The 15,531-nt window shown below is 62.7% G+C and carries 19 protein-coding genes and 1 pseudogene; 12 read left to right on the forward strand and 8 right to left on the reverse strand.

Features of this window, described 5'->3' with window-relative positions; all coding sequences use genetic code 11:
- Positions 1-40 precede the first annotated feature (40 nt).
- Together NFU08_RS11615 and NFU08_RS11620 are read left to right on the forward strand one after the other, a co-directional pair.
- The gene (locus tag NFU08_RS11615; RefSeq protein WP_251423400.1) at positions 41-976 is read left to right on the forward strand and encodes an endonuclease NucS domain-containing protein; all 936 of its coding nucleotides are present in this window, start codon (positions 41-43) and stop codon (positions 974-976) included.
- 184 nt (positions 977-1,160) lie between these two features.
- The gene (locus NFU08_RS11620) at positions 1,161-1,304 is read left to right on the forward strand and encodes a hypothetical protein (protein WP_251423403.1); all 144 of its coding nucleotides are present in this window, start codon (positions 1,161-1,163) and stop codon (positions 1,302-1,304) included.
- Here NFU08_RS11620 and NFU08_RS11625 read toward each other — a convergent pair.
- Genes NFU08_RS11625 through NFU08_RS11635 form a run of 3 tightly spaced genes read right to left on the reverse strand, consistent with a single transcriptional unit; the run spans position 1,301 to position 3,020 of the window.
- Positions 1,301-1,717, reverse strand: coding sequence for an Hpt domain-containing protein (locus tag NFU08_RS11625; RefSeq protein WP_251423406.1), 417 nt, complete (start codon positions 1,715-1,717; stop codon positions 1,301-1,303). The genes NFU08_RS11620 and NFU08_RS11625 overlap by 4 nt on opposite strands.
- Positions 1,710-2,363 (reverse strand): signal peptidase I, encoded by a 654-nt coding sequence (locus NFU08_RS11630; protein WP_251423408.1) that lies wholly within the window; start codon positions 2,361-2,363, stop codon positions 1,710-1,712. The genes NFU08_RS11625 and NFU08_RS11630 overlap by 8 nt, the downstream gene beginning before the upstream one ends.
- A gap of 48 nt (positions 2,364-2,411) precedes the next feature.
- Positions 2,412-3,020, reverse strand: coding sequence for a CalY family protein (locus tag NFU08_RS11635; protein ID WP_251423413.1), 609 nt, complete (start codon positions 3,018-3,020; stop codon positions 2,412-2,414).
- A 331-nt stretch (positions 3,021-3,351) separates the two neighbouring features.
- On the opposite strand from NFU08_RS11635, the gene NFU08_RS11640 reads away from it, so the two are divergent.
- Positions 3,352-3,795: a hypothetical protein gene (locus tag NFU08_RS11640; protein WP_251423416.1), complete on the forward strand. Its 444-nt coding sequence runs from the start codon at positions 3,352-3,354 to the stop codon at positions 3,793-3,795.
- Here the strand turns inward: NFU08_RS11640 and NFU08_RS11645 are convergent.
- Positions 3,786-4,019, reverse strand: a complete 234-nt coding sequence (locus NFU08_RS11645) for a hypothetical protein (protein ID WP_251423419.1) — start codon at positions 4,017-4,019, stop codon at positions 3,786-3,788. The two genes, NFU08_RS11640 and NFU08_RS11645, sit on opposite strands and share 10 nt — an antisense overlap.
- A gap of 145 nt (positions 4,020-4,164) precedes the next feature.
- Between NFU08_RS11645 and NFU08_RS11650 the strand changes: the two genes are divergently transcribed.
- From NFU08_RS11650 to NFU08_RS11670, 5 genes are all read left to right on the forward strand, one after another.
- The gene (locus NFU08_RS11650) at positions 4,165-5,094 is read left to right on the forward strand and encodes an ABC transporter ATP-binding protein (protein WP_251423422.1); all 930 of its coding nucleotides are present in this window, start codon (positions 4,165-4,167) and stop codon (positions 5,092-5,094) included.
- 2 nt (positions 5,095-5,096) lie between these two features.
- Positions 5,097-6,335: an ABC transporter permease gene (locus NFU08_RS11655; protein ID WP_251423425.1), complete on the forward strand. Its 1,239-nt coding sequence runs from the start codon at positions 5,097-5,099 to the stop codon at positions 6,333-6,335.
- 7 nt (positions 6,336-6,342) lie between these two features.
- The gene (locus NFU08_RS11660; RefSeq protein WP_251423427.1) at positions 6,343-6,657 is read left to right on the forward strand and encodes a hypothetical protein; all 315 of its coding nucleotides are present in this window, start codon (positions 6,343-6,345) and stop codon (positions 6,655-6,657) included.
- 269 nt (positions 6,658-6,926) lie between these two features.
- On the forward strand, positions 6,927-7,853 hold the full coding sequence (locus tag NFU08_RS11665) for a hypothetical protein (protein ID WP_251423432.1): 927 nt from the start codon (positions 6,927-6,929) through the stop codon (positions 7,851-7,853).
- A 92-nt stretch (positions 7,854-7,945) separates the two neighbouring features.
- Complete coding sequence (locus NFU08_RS11670) at positions 7,946-8,674, forward strand: PspA/IM30 family protein (protein ID WP_251423435.1); 729 nt, start codon at positions 7,946-7,948, stop codon at positions 8,672-8,674.
- Positions 8,675-9,087: 413 nt separating this feature from the next.
- On the opposite strand, the gene NFU08_RS11675 is transcribed toward NFU08_RS11670, so the two are convergent.
- The gene (locus NFU08_RS11675; RefSeq protein WP_251423437.1) at positions 9,088-10,422 is read right to left on the reverse strand and encodes a hypothetical protein; all 1,335 of its coding nucleotides are present in this window, start codon (positions 10,420-10,422) and stop codon (positions 9,088-9,090) included.
- Positions 10,423-11,733: 1,311 nt separating this feature from the next.
- On the opposite strand from NFU08_RS11675, the pseudogene NFU08_RS11680 reads away from it, so the two are divergent.
- Positions 11,734-11,936: pseudogene (locus tag NFU08_RS11680) on the forward strand (PspA/IM30 family protein); the annotation flags it as partial.
- A 32-nt stretch (positions 11,937-11,968) separates the two neighbouring features.
- Here the strand turns inward: NFU08_RS11680 and NFU08_RS11685 are convergent.
- Together NFU08_RS11685 and NFU08_RS11690 are read right to left on the reverse strand one after the other, a co-directional pair.
- The gene (locus NFU08_RS11685; RefSeq protein ID WP_251423440.1) at positions 11,969-12,661 is read right to left on the reverse strand and encodes a DUF6994 family protein; all 693 of its coding nucleotides are present in this window, start codon (positions 12,659-12,661) and stop codon (positions 11,969-11,971) included.
- Entirely contained in the window at positions 12,658-12,813 is a 156-nt protein-coding gene (locus NFU08_RS11690) for a hypothetical protein (RefSeq protein WP_251423443.1), read from the reverse strand. The genes NFU08_RS11685 and NFU08_RS11690 overlap by 4 nt, the downstream gene beginning before the upstream one ends.
- 235 nt (positions 12,814-13,048) lie before the next feature.
- Here NFU08_RS11690 and NFU08_RS11695 point away from each other — a divergent pair, with 235 nt between their 5' ends.
- The 3 genes from NFU08_RS11695 to NFU08_RS11705 all read left to right on the forward strand — a co-directional run bounded on the left by NFU08_RS11695 (position 13,049) and on the right by NFU08_RS11705 (position 14,698).
- Positions 13,049-13,297 (forward strand): helix-turn-helix domain-containing protein, encoded by a 249-nt coding sequence (locus NFU08_RS11695; RefSeq protein WP_251423446.1) that lies wholly within the window; start codon positions 13,049-13,051, stop codon positions 13,295-13,297.
- A gap of 117 nt (positions 13,298-13,414) precedes the next feature.
- Entirely contained in the window at positions 13,415-14,152 is a 738-nt protein-coding gene (locus NFU08_RS11700; RefSeq protein WP_251423449.1) for an NYN domain-containing protein, read from the forward strand.
- 78 nt (positions 14,153-14,230) lie between these two features.
- Positions 14,231-14,698 carry a hypothetical protein gene (locus NFU08_RS11705; protein ID WP_251423452.1) on the forward strand — a complete coding sequence of 156 codons (468 nt, stop codon included), beginning with the start codon at positions 14,231-14,233 and terminating at the stop codon, positions 14,696-14,698.
- 449 nt (positions 14,699-15,147) lie between these two features.
- On the opposite strand, the gene NFU08_RS11710 is transcribed toward NFU08_RS11705, so the two are convergent.
- Positions 15,148-15,531 (reverse strand): IS3 family transposase (locus tag NFU08_RS11710; RefSeq protein WP_251423455.1); only part of this gene is annotated, 384 nt, incomplete at its 5' end.

The raw sequence follows: 15,531 nt of genomic DNA on the forward strand, positions 1-15,531 counted from the left end.
GAACGGCCGGCGAGCTGCGGGCACAACATCGGGGAGAGCAATGACGACAGCATGGGTGGTCCGACTGGGCCGTGGCGGCAGGAACGCCGAAGAGATGGTTCAGGCGGGGTACCTGGGTGTCGACTTCATCGGGGACTACGACATCAGGCCTCATCTTGGTGGCGGAGCCGAGGTGTTCCGTGGCGCCATGAACAGTGTCTTCCTGGAGCTGAACCCGGAGAAGTCCCGGATCGCCGCGGGCCTGGCGATGGGAAACCTGTGGGCCGCCTGCGAAGGCATCAACGAAGGGGACCTGGTGCTGGCCCCGAAGCCGGACCGCACTTACCAGTACGGGGTTGTGACCGGCGGCTACGAATACCACCCGGGCACCGATCTGCCGCACCGGCGGCCCGTCGACTGGAAGGGCTCACTCAGCCGGGACGACATGAGCCCGACTCTGGCGTCCTCCGCCGGGTCGCTGATGACGGTCTTCCAGTTGACCGCGCACACCGCCGAGCTTGCGACGCTCACCCAGCTGGCAGACCCGGCCCAGCCGATCGCCCAGGCAATATCCGCCCAGGTCGAGGACCAGCTCGCGTTCCAGATGGAGAAGCAGCTCGAGGACTTCCTGGTCCATAACTGGGCCAGCACGTCACTGGGCCGTGAGTACGACATCTACACGGAGGACGGCCAGCCGGTCGGCCAGCAGTACCCCTCCGATACCGGGCCCATGGATATTCTGGCGATCAGCAAGGACCGCACCCGGCTGCTGGTGGTTGAACTGAAGCGGGGTCGGGCCAGCGACGCCGTCGTCGGGCAGATCCAGCGCTACATGGGCTTCGTGCAGGAGGCCCTGCTCGAACCGGGGCAAAGCGTTGAGGGTGTCATCATCGCCCAAGAGGATGACCTGCGAATCCGCCGGGCGCTGTCGATGGCACGGAACATCCGGTTCATGAAGTACCGGGTCGAATTCCATCTGGAGCCGGTCGCCGGGTAGTGGGGGCCGGCGGCGGCTGGGGGCGAATGCACGCGGTCTCAGACGGCATTCTCGCCGCCGGCTCCTAACGCCAAAGTACTGGCCCTTGCTGGGTGGCGCCCGGGTAACAGCTACCCGATTCCGGTGAGCAGCAACACTTGGCGGTTGCAGGGGCCCGGCGCAGCCCCTGGCCTAAACTTTCCGGGTGGAGATTACAGGCACCATTGAGGACGCGGACGGGGCCCAGGACCGCGTCACCGTCCAGGGAAGCAGCTACGAGGAAGCGAAAGCGGCGCTGGACGCCGCGGTTCCGGAAGGCCACAAGCTCATCGTGATCCGCACGCTTTAGGCGGCCCAGGACTCCGAGAAGCCATCTGCCCGGCCACCCAGTGCAAGGACGGTCTGCGCCTGCCCCAGGAGGGTGGCTGCCTCATCCGTCAGCAGGGAGACGATGGCGGTCAGCTTGAGGGCTTCGGTCCGTGCGAGCTCGAAGCAGCCCCCACGGACCAGCGCTTCCAGAGAGCTGCAGCTGGAAGCTGCTGCCAGTGCGCCGTTCATGGCGGAGGAGATTTTCAGACTCAGGATCGCGTCCATCGAGACGTCCGGGTCCTCCTCGTGCAGGCCGATAAGGATCCGCCCGAGCCGCCCCTGAAGCATGCCGAGGTAGTCGCCCAGGAATCGCAGGGCTGCCGCAGGGCTGTCCAGCTGCCCGGCGAGGTCAAGGATCGCGGCGGGGACGATCAGCGGGTGCTGCTCAGGCATCGCTGCCTGTGGTCATCCCCGTGGATTCCGGCTCGTCCGTGTCGGGTTTCTTGCTCCAGATGCTGGCGAGCATGCCGACCACGAGGACGGCCGGCGCCCCGTACATGAGGGTGTTCAGGATGATCGGCTCCCGCAGGGTGCGGATGAGGGCCCCGACATGGGGAATGGTGGCCGCGTGCCGGTCCACCGTCTCTGAACTGATCGTCGCGAGCCACGGGTCGACGCCGTTGTTCGCGTCCCCCTTTGTCTGCACCGTGATGCTGCCGTCAGGGTTACCAGTCACTTCTGTTACCCGGTGGGTTTCGACCCGCTGGTCCTCAACGGGGATGTGGTAGGTGATGATGTCCCCGGCCCTGATCTCGTTGGCGGGGACAGGGGTGGTCACAACGATGTCACCCGGGTTGATCAGCGGGGACATGGAGCCGGTGAGCATGGTCATGGTCTGGTACCCGAAGACGCGGGGCCCGACGGCGAGGGCAAGAAACCCTGCGAGGGCCACGACGAACAGTGCCGTCGTCACCACCGACACCGCCCGCCGTGCCAGGGTGGCCGCCCGCCCGGAACCGGAAACGCTGACAGCCTGGCCGCGGCGCCGCTCCTCGCCCATGACATTGGGGGTGCGGACGAGTTTCATTGCGGTGCTCATGACAGGCTTTCAGGTCTTGGGGGTTCGGGTTCCGGGACGGGAGGGGTCTTACTTGACCGTCTCGGTGCGCTGGGTGCCCGTGAAGTCGAAGCCGATGGTGCTGCTCGCGCCCTGGGCGGTGTTCGAGGCGGACTTCGCCAGCGTGGTCGAGACCTTGAGGTAGTCGGTCTTCGCAGCGGTCAGGGCGGTCAGGTTGGCCAGCGCGCGGTTGGCACCAATGATCGGGGAGGAGGCCAGGACGGTGGACTTGGTGCCCGTGCAGCTGTACGGGGCCGCGGTGCCGGTCCAGGCGACGCTGCAGTTTTCGATGGTCAGCTGCAGCCCGTTGAGTGCATCAGTGGTCAGAACGGAGGCCGTGGTGCCGGCATCGGTGGTGAGGGTCACGGCGTTCAGGTCGGAGTCACCGGTGTTGGCCAGGGTGACGAGCTTCTCGACGGTGTCGCCCGGCAGGACGCCTGCGACCGGGACGCTGAGGGTGTTGTTCGCGCCGGGGGCGCCGACGGCGATCTGAACGGTGCCGGCGGTGACGGCTGCGTTCGCGGCGGTGCTGGAGCTGAAGGCACCGTAGGTGCCCATGCCTGCGACGGCGGCTGCGGTGCCGACCAGGGCGACGGAGGCGAGGATCTTGCCGGAGGTGGTTTTCATGCTGATGCCCATATGAGGTCCTTTAGTGTGACGGGCCCACCCCCAGTGGGCCGGCCGCAGAAAGGTCAGGCGCACTGCTTGGCCTGACCTCGGATTACCTTTCCGGCCCAGACTCAAGGAGGGGCCACACATAGGATCAAGGTTCCATCAAGAATGAATATCGTCGCAGGTCAGACGCTTACCGGTGGCGTGAATCACTCTTCCAGAGGTGCGTTTTGAGGGCATCCAGAGGCAGCCTTGAGGCTTTCTTGAGCTTGGTCCGGAAGGGTAAGGGATGGCCGCTGCCCAGGAACGCCCGACATCATCCGGCGCCCCGCGGCCAGTCACCCGGAAAGGGACCATAGTGGGGGATCACAGGACGTTGCGCCGCGGGCTCGTGCCTGCCGCTGCCCTCCTGGCGTGCCTCATGGCAGGTGCCCCCGCCGCTCACGCGGTCTTCACAGCCCGTGCCAGCAGTGCGATGACGGCAAGCGCCCATGTCTTGGCAGCCCCGGCAGGAAACCAGGTCACCACCAGCTGCAGCCCGATCGGCAACAGCGGCAAGCACCGGCTGGCGATCACGGTGACCAGCCACGGCACCGTCCCCCGAGCGACCAACTACGTCCTGCGCGTCAAAGACCCCTCCGGAGCCACCCGCGCAAGCATTGACCTCACCCCCGGCGGATACTTCCAGGACGGCGCGGCCGGCGGCGGCTGGTGGACCTACTCCATCGAAGCCCAATACCGGGTCCCCGGATCTACCAACGTATGGACCAGCAACGCACCCCAGGTCAGCGTCTACTGCTGAGCATCCCCCTGGTACGTCCGCGGACCTACTGGGGCCTGCCTCAGCCGGATCAGCCGGACCACGTGAAAGGCAGCCAGGCCGGTCCCGGCAACGAGCATCGCTGTATCACCCCAATGGGCCGTGCCGCTGAATGCCCTGTACGCCGACGGCGCCATAACCAGCACCACTACTACCAGGCTCATCCAGGAGCCGAGTCTGATGGACGTGCGACGGTCCTCTGTCATCGGCCATTGTTCGTGTCGCTTCATCGCCCTGCCCCCTCAGACTGTGATGGCGTCGAGCCTACATGAGCGGTGCAGCCGGCTGTCAGCCGCATCCTACGCATGCCTACAGGCAAGGACCATTCCGGGCGGCAGATAGGCTGGCAGCATGACGTTGGGGGACGCGGCCGCGGAGCCGCTTGTGCACATTCAGAACTTCCGGATGGATTTCGGGGACACCACGGTCATCAAGGACCTGTCCCTTGATGTCCGGGCCGGGGAAACCTTCGGGTTCCTGGGCAGCAATGGATCCGGGAAGACAACCACCTTGAGGGCGCTGCTGGGCATCTACCAGCCCACCGCCGGGACCCTGCACATTGGCGGGAAGGTTTTCGAGCCCCGGGACGGTGCCCGGCTCGGCTATCTGCCGGAGGAGCGGGGCCTGTATAAGAAGGAAGCCGTCCTGGACGTGATGGTCTACTTCGGTCGGCTCAAGGGCCTGTCCAAGGCCGGGGCGAAGGCATGGTCCCAGGATTACCTGGAGCGGGTCGGCCTGGCGGACAAGGCCGCGGTGCGGCTGGACAAGCTCTCCGGCGGCCAGCAGCAGAAAGTCCAGCTCGGGGTCACCATCATGAATGATCCGGAACTGCTCATCCTGGATGAGCCCACCAAGGGTTTTGACCCGGTGAACCGGCGGCTGCTGATGGACATCATCGAGGAGCATAAGCTGGCCGGCGCGACCGTCATCATGGTCACCCACCAGATGGAGGAAGTGGAGCGGCTCTGCGACAGGGTCATCCTGCTCAAGGACGGCACCGCCCGCGCCTACGGGACCGTCTCCGAGGTCCAGGAACAGTTCGGCGGCACCCTCTACCGGGTCATCTACGAGGGCATCCTGCCCACCTCCGCCCTGTACAACGTGGTCACCGACATTGGCAGCCGGGCCGAACTGGCCCCGCGGGCCGGGGCCACCGAGGTGGGCGTCCTCCGCGAGCTGGTCGAGGCCGGCGTCGCGGTCCGGTCGTTCACGACCGCCCGGGTCTCCCTTGAGGAGATCTTCATCCAGGTGTACGGCGAACAGCAGATGGCAGAGGTCTAGCAATGGCATTTTCACAGCACAACCTGGGCACCGTCGTCGGGTTCGAGTTCACGCGCACCATCAAGAAGAAGGGCTTCGCGATCGCCACGCTGTCGATCCCGATCCTCCTGGTGCTGCTCTTCGTCCTGATCTACGCCTCCAACTCCAGCACCGAGGCGACCGCCGACGCGCAGAAGAACTCGCAGCTGTCCTTCACGTACACAGACGCCTCCGGGATCATCCCGCCGCAGATGGCCCAGGCCGCCGGCGGTAAAACGGCCTCCGACCCGGACACCGCCCTGGCCGCGGTGAAGGACGGCAGCTCCGAAGCGTACTTCGCCTACCCGGCCGACCCGTCCACAGAGCCGGTGAAGGTGTACGGGGCCGACAAAGGCATGTTCGAGAACGGCAAGTATGAGGCCGTGGCCGAGCAGCTGCTCAACGCCGCGGCCCAGTCCCAGGTCGGGAACCCGCAGCTGACCGCGGCCCTGTCCGGGGGAGTGGCCTTCGAATCCGAAACCTTCAAGGACGGGAAACCCTCCGGCGGCATCGGCTCGGTCATCCCGCCGCTGCTGTTCCTCGTCGCCTTCTACATCGCCATGATCCTGCTCTCCAACCAGATGCTGAACTCCACCCTGGAGGAGAAGGAGAACAGGGTCACCGAGATGATCCTGACGACCCTGAACCCGACCACGCTGATCACCGGCAAGATCATCTCCCTGTTCGCCGTCGGGCTCGTGCAGATGCTCGTGTTCCTGGCCCCGATCGCCGCCGGCTACCTGTTCTTCCGCGACTCCCTGGCCCTGCCCGAGATGGACCTGTCATCCCTGGTGTTCGAACCGGGCGCCATGATCACCGGGGCGCTCCTGCTCCTGGGCGGGTTCACCCTGTTCACCGGGGTCCTCGTCGCCATCGGCGCGATCATGCCCACCGCCAAAGAGGCCGGCACCATCTTCGGTCCGCTCATGGCCGCGATGTTCATCCCCTTCTACACCTTCAGCCTCATCATCTCCGACCCGGAATCCCTCATCGTGCAGGTGTTCACATACTTCCCGCTGACCGCCCCCGTCACCGCGATGCTCCGCAACGGCTTCGGCACCCTCTCCGGCACGGAGGCCACCATTGTGATCGCCGAGCTGTTCATCGTCGGGGCCCTCATCCTGCGCCTGGCCGTCCACCTCTTCCGGTACGGGTCCATCGAATACGGCAAGAAGCTCTCCATCGTCGCGACCTTCCGCCGCAAAGAACTCGCCGCCAAATGAGCCGGGCATGAGCGGACGGCAGCGGGTCGTCCTCGACGCGTACTCGTTCATCAAGGGCTGGTTGATCGCCACCACGCTCTGGGTGTGCGTCATGCTCATTGTTGCCCTCTTCGTCTTTGGTGTGCCGACGGTCCTGAACGGCGAAGATGCCGGGTACCTATGGGGCGCCGGGCTGTCCCTGGCCTTCTACGGCTACGGTATCGCTCTGGTGTTTGCGGCGCTCTTGGTGTGGATGGTGGCTTACCTGTTGCGGCCGGTACGGCAGCAGTGGATCCACGTCGGAGCGTTCTTTGTGGTGCCGACCCTGGCGTTCGGGCGGTGACCAGCCTAATCGGCTTCGGCTGGCACCCCGGGCGGCTGGTACTACGGACGCCTCACCCGTGATTTCCGGGGCCAAAGTGGCCGGGGGCCGGATTCAATTGCCATGGTGCTTCTTGCAGGCTTTGGACATACTTCTGACCTGACATGTGTGCGGCACCTGACCGTCCGGTCTTCAACGGAATCCTGCGAGAAACCATTCAGACGGCGGCGGAGCTGGTGATAATCTGACCTCAACGCGAAGATGCGTCCCTGACGTTCCATGGGGGAACCATGAGCCACGACCCTAATCTGCCGCAGCAGCAGCCGGGACAAAACCAGCCTCCCAACCCGGGCCAGACGTTCCCGCCAGAGTTCCACGACCCTCAGCAGGGACAGTTTCCCGGGCAGTTCCAGCATCAGCATGCCGGCCACCCTTACCCGCAGGGGCCTTACCTGCAGCAACCACAGGCGCCGCAGCCGCAGCAGGAACGCCGCCAGCGGGATCCCAATCAGCCCAAGGGGCGCTTCGGCGCCTGGTTCTGGATCGTGGGCGGACTTCTGGCCATCGTGGTCCTGGCCAACGCCGTCGGCGGACACGGTGAATCCATCCTCATCTTCCTCGGACTTGCCGCTGGCGTGACCGGTCTCTACACGCTGATTTTCAACAAGCCGTCCTGGGCCAGCCTGCCGAATCGGAACGCCGCGATCGCCGTCGCCATCGCAGGCGGCGTATCGCTGCTCATCGGCAGTGTCGCCGCCGGCGCAGACGCCCGCAGGGATAACAGCGCCGCCCCACCCGAGACGGCGACCAGCGCAACCCTCGAAGCAGACGCGCAGGCAAGACTGAAGGAGCGGGAGGACGCACTGGCCAAGGCCGAGGCTGAATCCACTGCCAGGCTGGAAGCGCGGGAAGCAGAAGTCAAGAAGGCCGAAGAGGCTGTCAAAGCCCGGGAAGCCGCAGTCGGCGGCGCAGAGGCGGCAGCTGCAGCGAACACCATCAAGGAAGGCACCTGGACGGTCGGCAAGGACATTGCCCCCGGCACCTACCGGACGACTGCGGAGGTAGGAAGCCGCTGCTACTGGTCCATCACGGTGACCGGTTCCAATGGCGCCGACATTATCGAAAACGACATCGTCTCCGGCGGCTTCCCGCAGGTGGTCCTCAGCGAAGGACAGACGTTTGAGTCATCGCGGTGCGGGACCTGGACGAAACAGTAGCAATCGCTGGCAATGACGGGATGCTTGGTGCTGAAGTCCCGTCACTGCCGTACACATAAAATGCGAATTCCACCACCGATAGAAAGACCGTCGTGAAGCAGAGTATTTTCGCCCGCGTTGCCCAGCTCGCCAAGGCCAACATCAACGCCCTCCTGGACTCCGCGGAAGACCCGCAGAAGATGCTGGACCAGATGGTCCGGGACTACTCGGCGAACATCCGCGAAGCCGAAGCCGCCGTCGCGCAGACCATCGGCAATGTCCGCATGGCCGAAGAGGACTACAGGCGGGCCGTGAACGACGCCTACACCTGGGGCAACAAGGCCATCGCCGCGTCCCGCAAAGCTGATGAGTTCCGGGCCGCCGGGAACGGTGTGGATGCCGACAAGTTTGATGCCCTGGCCAGGCTCGCTCTTCAGCGGCAGATGACCGCCGAGTCGACGGCCAAGGGGCAGGAGCCGGGCCTGGCCGCGCAGAACGAGATCGTCGACAAGCTCAAGGGCGGGCTCGACCAGATGAAGGGCAAGCTCCACGAGCTGACCGCCAAGCGCAATGAACTGGTGGCCCGGTCCCGGACGGCGGCCGCCCAGTCCCAGGTCCATGATGCGCTCAAGTCCCTGGACGCTGGCGACCCGACGTCGGCCATTGGCCGGTATGAGGAGCGCATTCGCCGCCAGGAAGCCACGGTCCGCGGCCAGCAGGAACTCGCCGCCTCATCCCTGGATGCCCAGTTCGCCTCCCTGGAAGACTTCGGTGAGCAGACCGAAGTGGAAGCCCGCCTCGCCGCACTCAAGTCCATCGACCGGAAGGCTATCGAGTACTAGGACCGGCCATTCTGGCCGTCTCGCATCCCTAGCCTTTCGATACATTGGGGTTAAGAGACACCGGGGGACTGCGGCTGTTCATGCCCCGAATCCTCCCAGCACTGACAGTTGGAAGGCGGCACCGGACTCTGACAGGACGCGGGGAGCGGCCTCCGAGCCAGCCGTCCCCATTCGAGGGAACTGAGACGGTCAGTCGCACCCGCACAAGTGGGGGTAGTGGGGGTGGAGTCTGATTCCACGTTCCGTCAGGACGTGGACGACATTGACCAGGTAAGGGGGCAATTCTGGGCCGTGTTCAGTGAGCACGGCACGGATCAGTTCGACGACCCATCCAAGCCCTCGGCGTCCTCACGGTGCAATGAAGGATGCCCAGAGGCACTCACTTCCCCGCATCAGTCACATTTCCGAAAACCTCAATACTCGAAGGCCTTACACCCGTTCTTTCTTAGCCAGTCGAATGCGGGACCGAACGTAGCCTCGTCCCTACTCCGCACTGAGGAATGGATTTCGCTTAAGTTATCCGGAATCAACTTCTGCTCGTAAAACTTATCGACAATTTCCTTCACCAGTCGAAGCGTCCGTCCCCAACGGGCTGCTGTGGAGCTCTGGTCATGCACTTCGAGAACAAGGGCCGATTGAAACTCTCTAAGGCCCGTGATCATTCGACTTCTCTCAGCTGTCAGGATCTCTTTGGATTCAATATAGTCCGGCTGTTCGTCCGCCGCCCGTTTAAGAAGGCTGTCGCTTTCGCTGAGCCAGACAAAGGCCGTATCGCTCTCTTCACCATCGAAATCGAACGGGTGCGTCCAGCCTTTGGGGACAAGCCCATGGTGACTCCAGCAACGCTTTTTCGGTGGCCTGGATATGAAGTTGGAATGGGCTGTTTGTCGATGAACTAGTGCGTGGACAGGCTGACCCATTCCCGTCGTCGCAGCGGCTAGGCTGCGAGTTGTTGACAACCCGTATCCGATAACTTTGGCGACAATACTTGCAACATCGTTCACCCCAGACAGCGACGTTAGTGAAGCGAAGCCAACACTCGCGAGCCCTAGATGCGGTTTAGTCACGATGGGAGATGAGGGTGACCCGATGTGACTGATTGACCAGTGCGATGCGGAGTGTTCCTGTCTTGGCAGGAATCTCTCGAGCCGCCCAGACTGGACTGCCTCCGCCGACCGGATTGCGAACTTCATCTTCGGATCTGCCCAGAGCTCCTGCCAACGCAGCTCCCCTCGAAGTGTGGGGTTAGTACGAATGATTGTCACTCTATCGGCAACATGCATGAGGTGATCTCTAGGTCCCTCCAACGCGGGCCAGATGCTTACCGCCCACTTGCCGGATGACATGGCCGCCTTTGCGATTTCTAGTGCTCCGTTATGCCTGCCCAGTTCAGCGGCGGAGGCTTGCGCATCCATGATCTTCAGCTTGAGCTTCTGCAGCCGAAATTCAGCGTCAAAGACTTCTGTGGACACCGCATCCGGCAAGATCCCCATTTGCCGTGGCAAGAACAAAGGGTCATATTCTTCATCATCGTCGCCGCCCAGGCGAAGCGCCCTGGCTATGGCCGGGAGCTGCGCCAACGTCGGATGCCGGAGGCTGCCGTCACGGGAGGAGTGGCGCCAAGACCGGACCTTTGCAGGATCTTCTCCAATCGTTTTTGCCAACCACGTAGCGGTCAGCCCAAGCTCGGCCAGTCGGCTGTCGAGGATGCCCTTGAAAATAGCCCATGCATCATCTCTTACGGGCATGTGCTCTCCTGCAGTAAGTCACTCAAACTCTGCCGATAACGTGCGGTAACTCCATTCAGATACGCGAGTCTCGAACGAACAATGAGATGCAAGGTGGTCATCGGGCAGCGGGCCAGAGGACACCGAGTTCAAAGGACGTGACTCAGATGAGCCTCATCGTACAGAACACCTCAGGTGGCCGGAAGGTCTGGTCGCTTGCTCGGAAATTCGTAGTCGCCGCACTTCTTGCGGTGGCAGTCGTTAGTAGCAGCGCAATTGTGAATCCAGCTCCTGCCGAAGCCTCAGTAGCCTACTGTGGTGCAGGGCGGTGCACACTTTATCTCAGCAAGTCTGAAACGCGCGCCATGGCATCGGGAAACGTACCGGCTCCTCCGGCCAGCACTCCTTGGCAGATCAGGTCCGCCTACTACACGCTGGCGTATTCGCACCGGTGGTTCGCCCAGCAGTACGCCAACTGGGGTTACTGTTCGGGATTCCGGCTCAGCATCTACCCGTGGGAATCTCAGGGGTACTTTGGATACCCCTGCAACTGGAATTAAATCAGTACAAAGATTCGCCCGGGGTGCAAACAGCACCTCGGGCGAATCTATGCGTTACTGCTACCGATCTCGGGGCTTGCCGAGGAGATGGAGCGGCGGCGTGATTAGTCTCCCCGAGCGTCAGTACCAGTACACCGGCCCAGGTCAGGCCGAAGCGGATCGGACCTTCGTGATGATCGATTCGATGTGTCGGTGGTCTGGACGGTTGAGCGGAGGCCCTCGGTGCGTGCGATAGGTGGCGCGTGCGTCGTGGTCTTGATCGGTTTTTACTGGTTATCCACTCACCGGGTAGGTCCACGACCCTTCCCTTACCAGAGCAGGGAGGATCGCCAGTCCCTCGATTGGGGACACTCAGGCAGGCGAGCGGAGGCTCTGGGATTGCTGGAGATACATGTCCTACGCAAAACCAGCCTTTGTGAGGTGCTTGCCCGCCCAAAGCTTCAGGGTCTGGGTTGTGCCCGAAGGTGTTGGCGTGGGAGTGGCGCGACTGTAGCGGCTACGCAGGATCATGCAGGGGCCCAACGGCAGAAGTACCGTCCAGCAGTCGCGACGTTCCGCACCAGGCGGGAGTTGTCTCGCAGACCTTGAGTAACGAGACGTCTCAAAGGGTGACTACTCTCCTCACCTGCACAGTCACAAATTTTCGGTTGAATTCTGCACGCGATGGGATGTGCAATTCTCGTAACTATGTCTCGCAACCTTTTGCGGGCATTGGGCGGTCATCGATAGTTACGAGACCGGTGACCCGGCACGTGTAGGATCTCTTCTTTGCGCCAAATTGCACGACGCGCTTCGTGCCCTGGACGCCGGAGACCCGACCTCCGCCGGGAAGCCACCGTCCGCGGCCAGCAGGAACTCGCAGCATCTTCCCTGGACGCCCAGTTCGCCTCCCTGGAAGACCTCGGTGAGCAGACCGAAGTAGAAGCCCGCCTCGCCGCCCTCAAGTCCATCGACCGGAAGGCTATCGAGTACTAGGACGGCGCGTACTCAGCTGTGGTGACGGGGCGCTACGGCTGGGCGTCGATCGTGCGGTTCCGGGCCGCAATGAAGGCGTTCTTCCGGCGTAGGTATTCCAGATACTCGTCTTTGGTTTTCGGGACCGCAGGGGTCGTGAAGTCATCGAAGAAGTGGAAGAACTTGACCGTAGCGCCGTCTTCTTCCAGAAGGTCCGTCAGCAAGAAGAACTCGACATACCCATCGAAGTCGCTGAACAGTTCGAAGAACGTCCCATACCTGTTGAGGACATCTCCGAGTGGGTTCGGCTCGATCCCGAGGTAGTGGCGGCGGATGCATTCCAGAGTCAGATCGAAGCGGTCAGAGATCTTAGAGTTGCAGCCCCGTTCTTGGTTGATGGTCCGCTTTCCGTCAATCTGTATGCCCGGAAACACGAGGGCGCTTCCGGCCGTGTAGCCGCCGTAGGGAGGGATTTCTGCCTCGGGAATGGTGCGTATGACGCGGGCGGCCTTGTCCAGGAGCCTGGTGGTAATGGCATCGCTGGAGAGACGGAAGATGCCAAGCGGAGACTCGAAGGCAAGCTTGGACCCGCTTTCCGGTGCCAGGCAAAAGGTGCCGCCGCCCTTGGGCAGTTCCTTGCTCCACAAGAGCTGGTGGTGCCGGCGCAGGGTTGGACTGTACTTGTCCGGATCCTTCCCGTCAGAATCGTCGTGATAGTTGAAGGACGTGTCGACGCCGGCGGTCATGCTGTTCTCCGGTCGCGAGAGGCTGCGAGTTCGGCAAGGTCGAGGATGAGCCGCTGCACCTCGTGTTCCCGGCCCTTGCCCGTGGACATCGTGTGCACTGTGCGCTGTGCAACCACGGGCTTGAGCGGGACTGGAAAAGGAGTCTTCGCCACTTGTGGATTCTCCGCAGATGGGATACTGCTCGTGTTCATACGTCCCCCAGACGTAGTCGTTGAGGCCTTGAAAACACTCTAGGAAGCCAGGAGGGAGCGGGGAAGGGGTTCGGTCAATCCTCGGGATCTCTTGTGTCGATCTTGAGTTGATTACTCGTGGGGTCCACGGCTGGACGCGGGCCACCACGGCGATACGGACCGAGATCCGCCGCCAGAACCGACATAGGATGATCCGGTGACCGATGAACCCGAGAAGCCCCGCCGCTTCCTGACCATCGAGCAGGCCGCCGATGAGCTGAACGTGAAGACCAGCCTCATCCGGGGGCTCATCAAGACAGGCGAGCTTCGCGGAATCCAGGTCGGTGGCCGGGGCGTGTGGCGCATCGGGGCCAACGACATCGAGGACTACATCGCCGAGGCCTACCGGCGCACCGCCGAGAGGATCGCCGCCGGCGAGCTGGTGGACGAGGGCGGCGCGGAGTAGCTGCGCGCGCGAGAGCTATACCGGGATGACTGGCTGATCCGTGTTGAAGGACAAAGATCTTTGCACGGGGTAATCGATAAGTTGACGCGCTTCCGTTTCGGCCGACATCCTCAACGAATGAACTCTGACGAGAAGCACATCGCTCTGCTCATCGATGCTGATAACGCGCCGGCATCTAAGGTTGACGTCATCCTCGCTGAGGTCGCCAAACATGGTGTCGCTAATGTTCGGCGTGCTTACGGTGACTGGAAGAGCCCTCAACTTCAGCAGTGGGAAGCCGTTCTTCACCCCTACGCGATTCGTCCCATGCAGCAGTTCGCCTATAGCGCCGGTAAGAACGCATCCGATATGGCGATGGTGATTGATGCTATGGATCTGCTTCACTCCGGCTCGGTTGACGGATTCGCCCTGGTGTCCAGCGACGCGGACTTCACTCCACTGGTCATGCGGATCCTGGCGGATGGCTTGAAGGTGTATGGGTTCGGGGAGAGGAAAACGCCGGAACCGTTCGTCAACGCTTGTTCGCTGTTCACCTACGTCGAGGGACTCGGGCAGCCGCCGGTAAGCCCGGAGGCCGCATCGGGAGGTGAGGTCGACTCGAAGAAGCTTCGGAGCGACACCCGCCTTGTGCTGTTGATACGGAACGCCGTCGAAGCAGCCAGTGGGGATGATGGATGGGCGCACCTGTCCTCAGTGGGAGCCCACATCAGCAATCAGGCGTCTTTGGACCCCCGCAACTACGGATACCGAAAGCTAAGCGACCTCATAGAGGGAGTCGGTTTGTTTGACCTCAAACGAGAGCAGCTACGGGTGATGGTGCGAGACAGACGCACCGCACTTCGCACAGCGACGTAACGTTACTGCCCAAGTTTGCCCGCTCCTCGGCTGCCGCCGGCCCTACCGCTCAGCCTGCCCAACAGATAGTGTTGGGCTATGGAAAAGCAGCGGAAGGCCATAGAGCAGACCGTGATCCTGAAGGGTGACGGGCGCGAGACCCCCGTGAAGCTGCGGAACGGCGTCATCCTTCTCCCCAAGGGGTTCAAAGTGGCGCCGCGCCGCGTAGTCCGCCGCGGCAAGGCTCCCGCCAAAACAGTGACGGTCAACCTGGCCGGCCTGAAAGATGCCCCGGACTACGGCCCGCGGGCCATCACTCAGCGCCTGGTGAACGCACTCGGCAACAACGCCGTGGCGGCCCTGCTCGGCGTCAACAAGGACAGGCCCGGCCGGTGGGTCTCCGGGCAGGATGCACCGAACGAAGAAAACCGTGCCCAGCTCGCGGACCTGGACGCCCTCGTGGGCCATCTGCACAGTGCATTCACTCCCGCCCAGGCCAGGCTGTGGCTCGAAGGCCAGGACCCGCATCTGAACTGGTCCCCGAAAGTTGGACTCTCGAATTTGTGAGATCTTCACTCTAGCGGGCAGTGATCGGCTTTTCACGGAAAGGCTCCGTCCCAAGCGGGACGGAGCCTTTCTCAGTGTGGGAACCTAGCCACCGTCAAGGGACGCTTTCGCCGAGCATGACGACTGACGCTGTCGTGTACGTGTTCCTACTGACGGACTGATAAGAAAACAGCGGCTCCGACAAGGAGGCAGGCCAGTCCAAGGGCACTTAGGCCAAGAAACGCTGTCCGTTGCGCGCCCAGCGGTTCACCTTTCCGCCGCGGATTGTTGAAGGCATATATGGCCGTCGGCATCCCAAGCAAGACGCCAGTAATTATGAGTATCAGAGCCGTCTGCATGGGCTCATGATACTGGCCATGGAATGCAGAACGATTCGCCTTCGGAAAGCCAAGCCCCCGCGATCTCCGGGAGACCAAGGCAATTACTCACGGGGTAGTTTTCTCAACGACCTAGGCCACCAGGGCCTTAGCGCGGTATTGAACGGGGCTCAGACCCCTGAGCTTTGTGGAGATTCTTTCGGTGTTGTACCAGTGGATGTATTCGTGCAGCGCGGCTGTGAGTGCTTCGGTGTTGAGGAATCGGACGCGGTTGAAGAGCTCTTCTTTGAGGTGGCCGAAGAAATTCTCTATGACGGCGTTGTCGTAGCAGTTGGCTTTGCGGGACATCGATTGGATAGCGCCGGCGTTCTGCAGGAGTAGGCGCCATGAGGTGTGCTGGTATTGGAATCCCTGGTCAGAGTGCACGAGTGGTTTCTGCCCTTCCTCCAGGGTGGCTAAGGCGCCGCGCAATGAGGAGTTGGCCAGCTCCAGGTTGGGCGAGGTTCCAATGGCGTA

This window comes from Pseudarthrobacter sp. NCCP-2145 (assembly GCF_023708005.1).
Lineage (GTDB): Bacteria > Actinomycetota > Actinomycetes > Actinomycetales > Micrococcaceae > Arthrobacter > Arthrobacter oxydans.

Bases quoted from the DNA above. Each gene is read 5' to 3' on its own strand.
- NFU08_RS11615 (WP_251423400.1), top strand. From the start codon at position 41: ATGACGACAGCATGGGTGGTCCGACTGGGCCGTGGCGGCAGGAACGCC.
- NFU08_RS11625 (WP_251423406.1), bottom strand. From the start codon at position 1,717: ATGCCTGAGCAGCACCCGCTGATCGTCCCCGCCGCGATCCTTGACCTC.
- NFU08_RS11630 (WP_251423408.1), bottom strand. From the start codon at position 2,363: ATGAGCACCGCAATGAAACTCGTCCGCACCCCCAATGTCATGGGCGAG.
- NFU08_RS11635 (WP_251423413.1), bottom strand. From the start codon at position 3,020: ATGGGCATCAGCATGAAAACCACCTCCGGCAAGATCCTCGCCTCCGTC.
- NFU08_RS11645 (WP_251423419.1), bottom strand. From the start codon at position 4,019: ATGACAGAGGACCGTCGCACGTCCATCAGACTCGGCTCCTGGATGAGC.
- NFU08_RS11650 (WP_251423422.1), top strand. From the start codon at position 4,165: ATGACGTTGGGGGACGCGGCCGCGGAGCCGCTTGTGCACATTCAGAAC.
- NFU08_RS11655 (WP_251423425.1), top strand. From the start codon at position 5,097: ATGGCATTTTCACAGCACAACCTGGGCACCGTCGTCGGGTTCGAGTTC.
- NFU08_RS11660 (WP_251423427.1), top strand. From the start codon at position 6,343: ATGAGCGGACGGCAGCGGGTCGTCCTCGACGCGTACTCGTTCATCAAG.
- NFU08_RS11665 (WP_251423432.1), top strand. From the start codon at position 6,927: ATGAGCCACGACCCTAATCTGCCGCAGCAGCAGCCGGGACAAAACCAG.
- NFU08_RS11675 (WP_251423437.1), bottom strand. From the start codon at position 10,422: ATGCCCGTAAGAGATGATGCATGGGCTATTTTCAAGGGCATCCTCGAC.
- NFU08_RS11685 (WP_251423440.1), bottom strand. From the start codon at position 12,661: ATGACCGCCGGCGTCGACACGTCCTTCAACTATCACGACGATTCTGAC.
- NFU08_RS11700 (WP_251423449.1), top strand. From the start codon at position 13,415: ATGAACTCTGACGAGAAGCACATCGCTCTGCTCATCGATGCTGATAAC.
- NFU08_RS11705 (WP_251423452.1), top strand. From the start codon at position 14,231: ATGGAAAAGCAGCGGAAGGCCATAGAGCAGACCGTGATCCTGAAGGGT.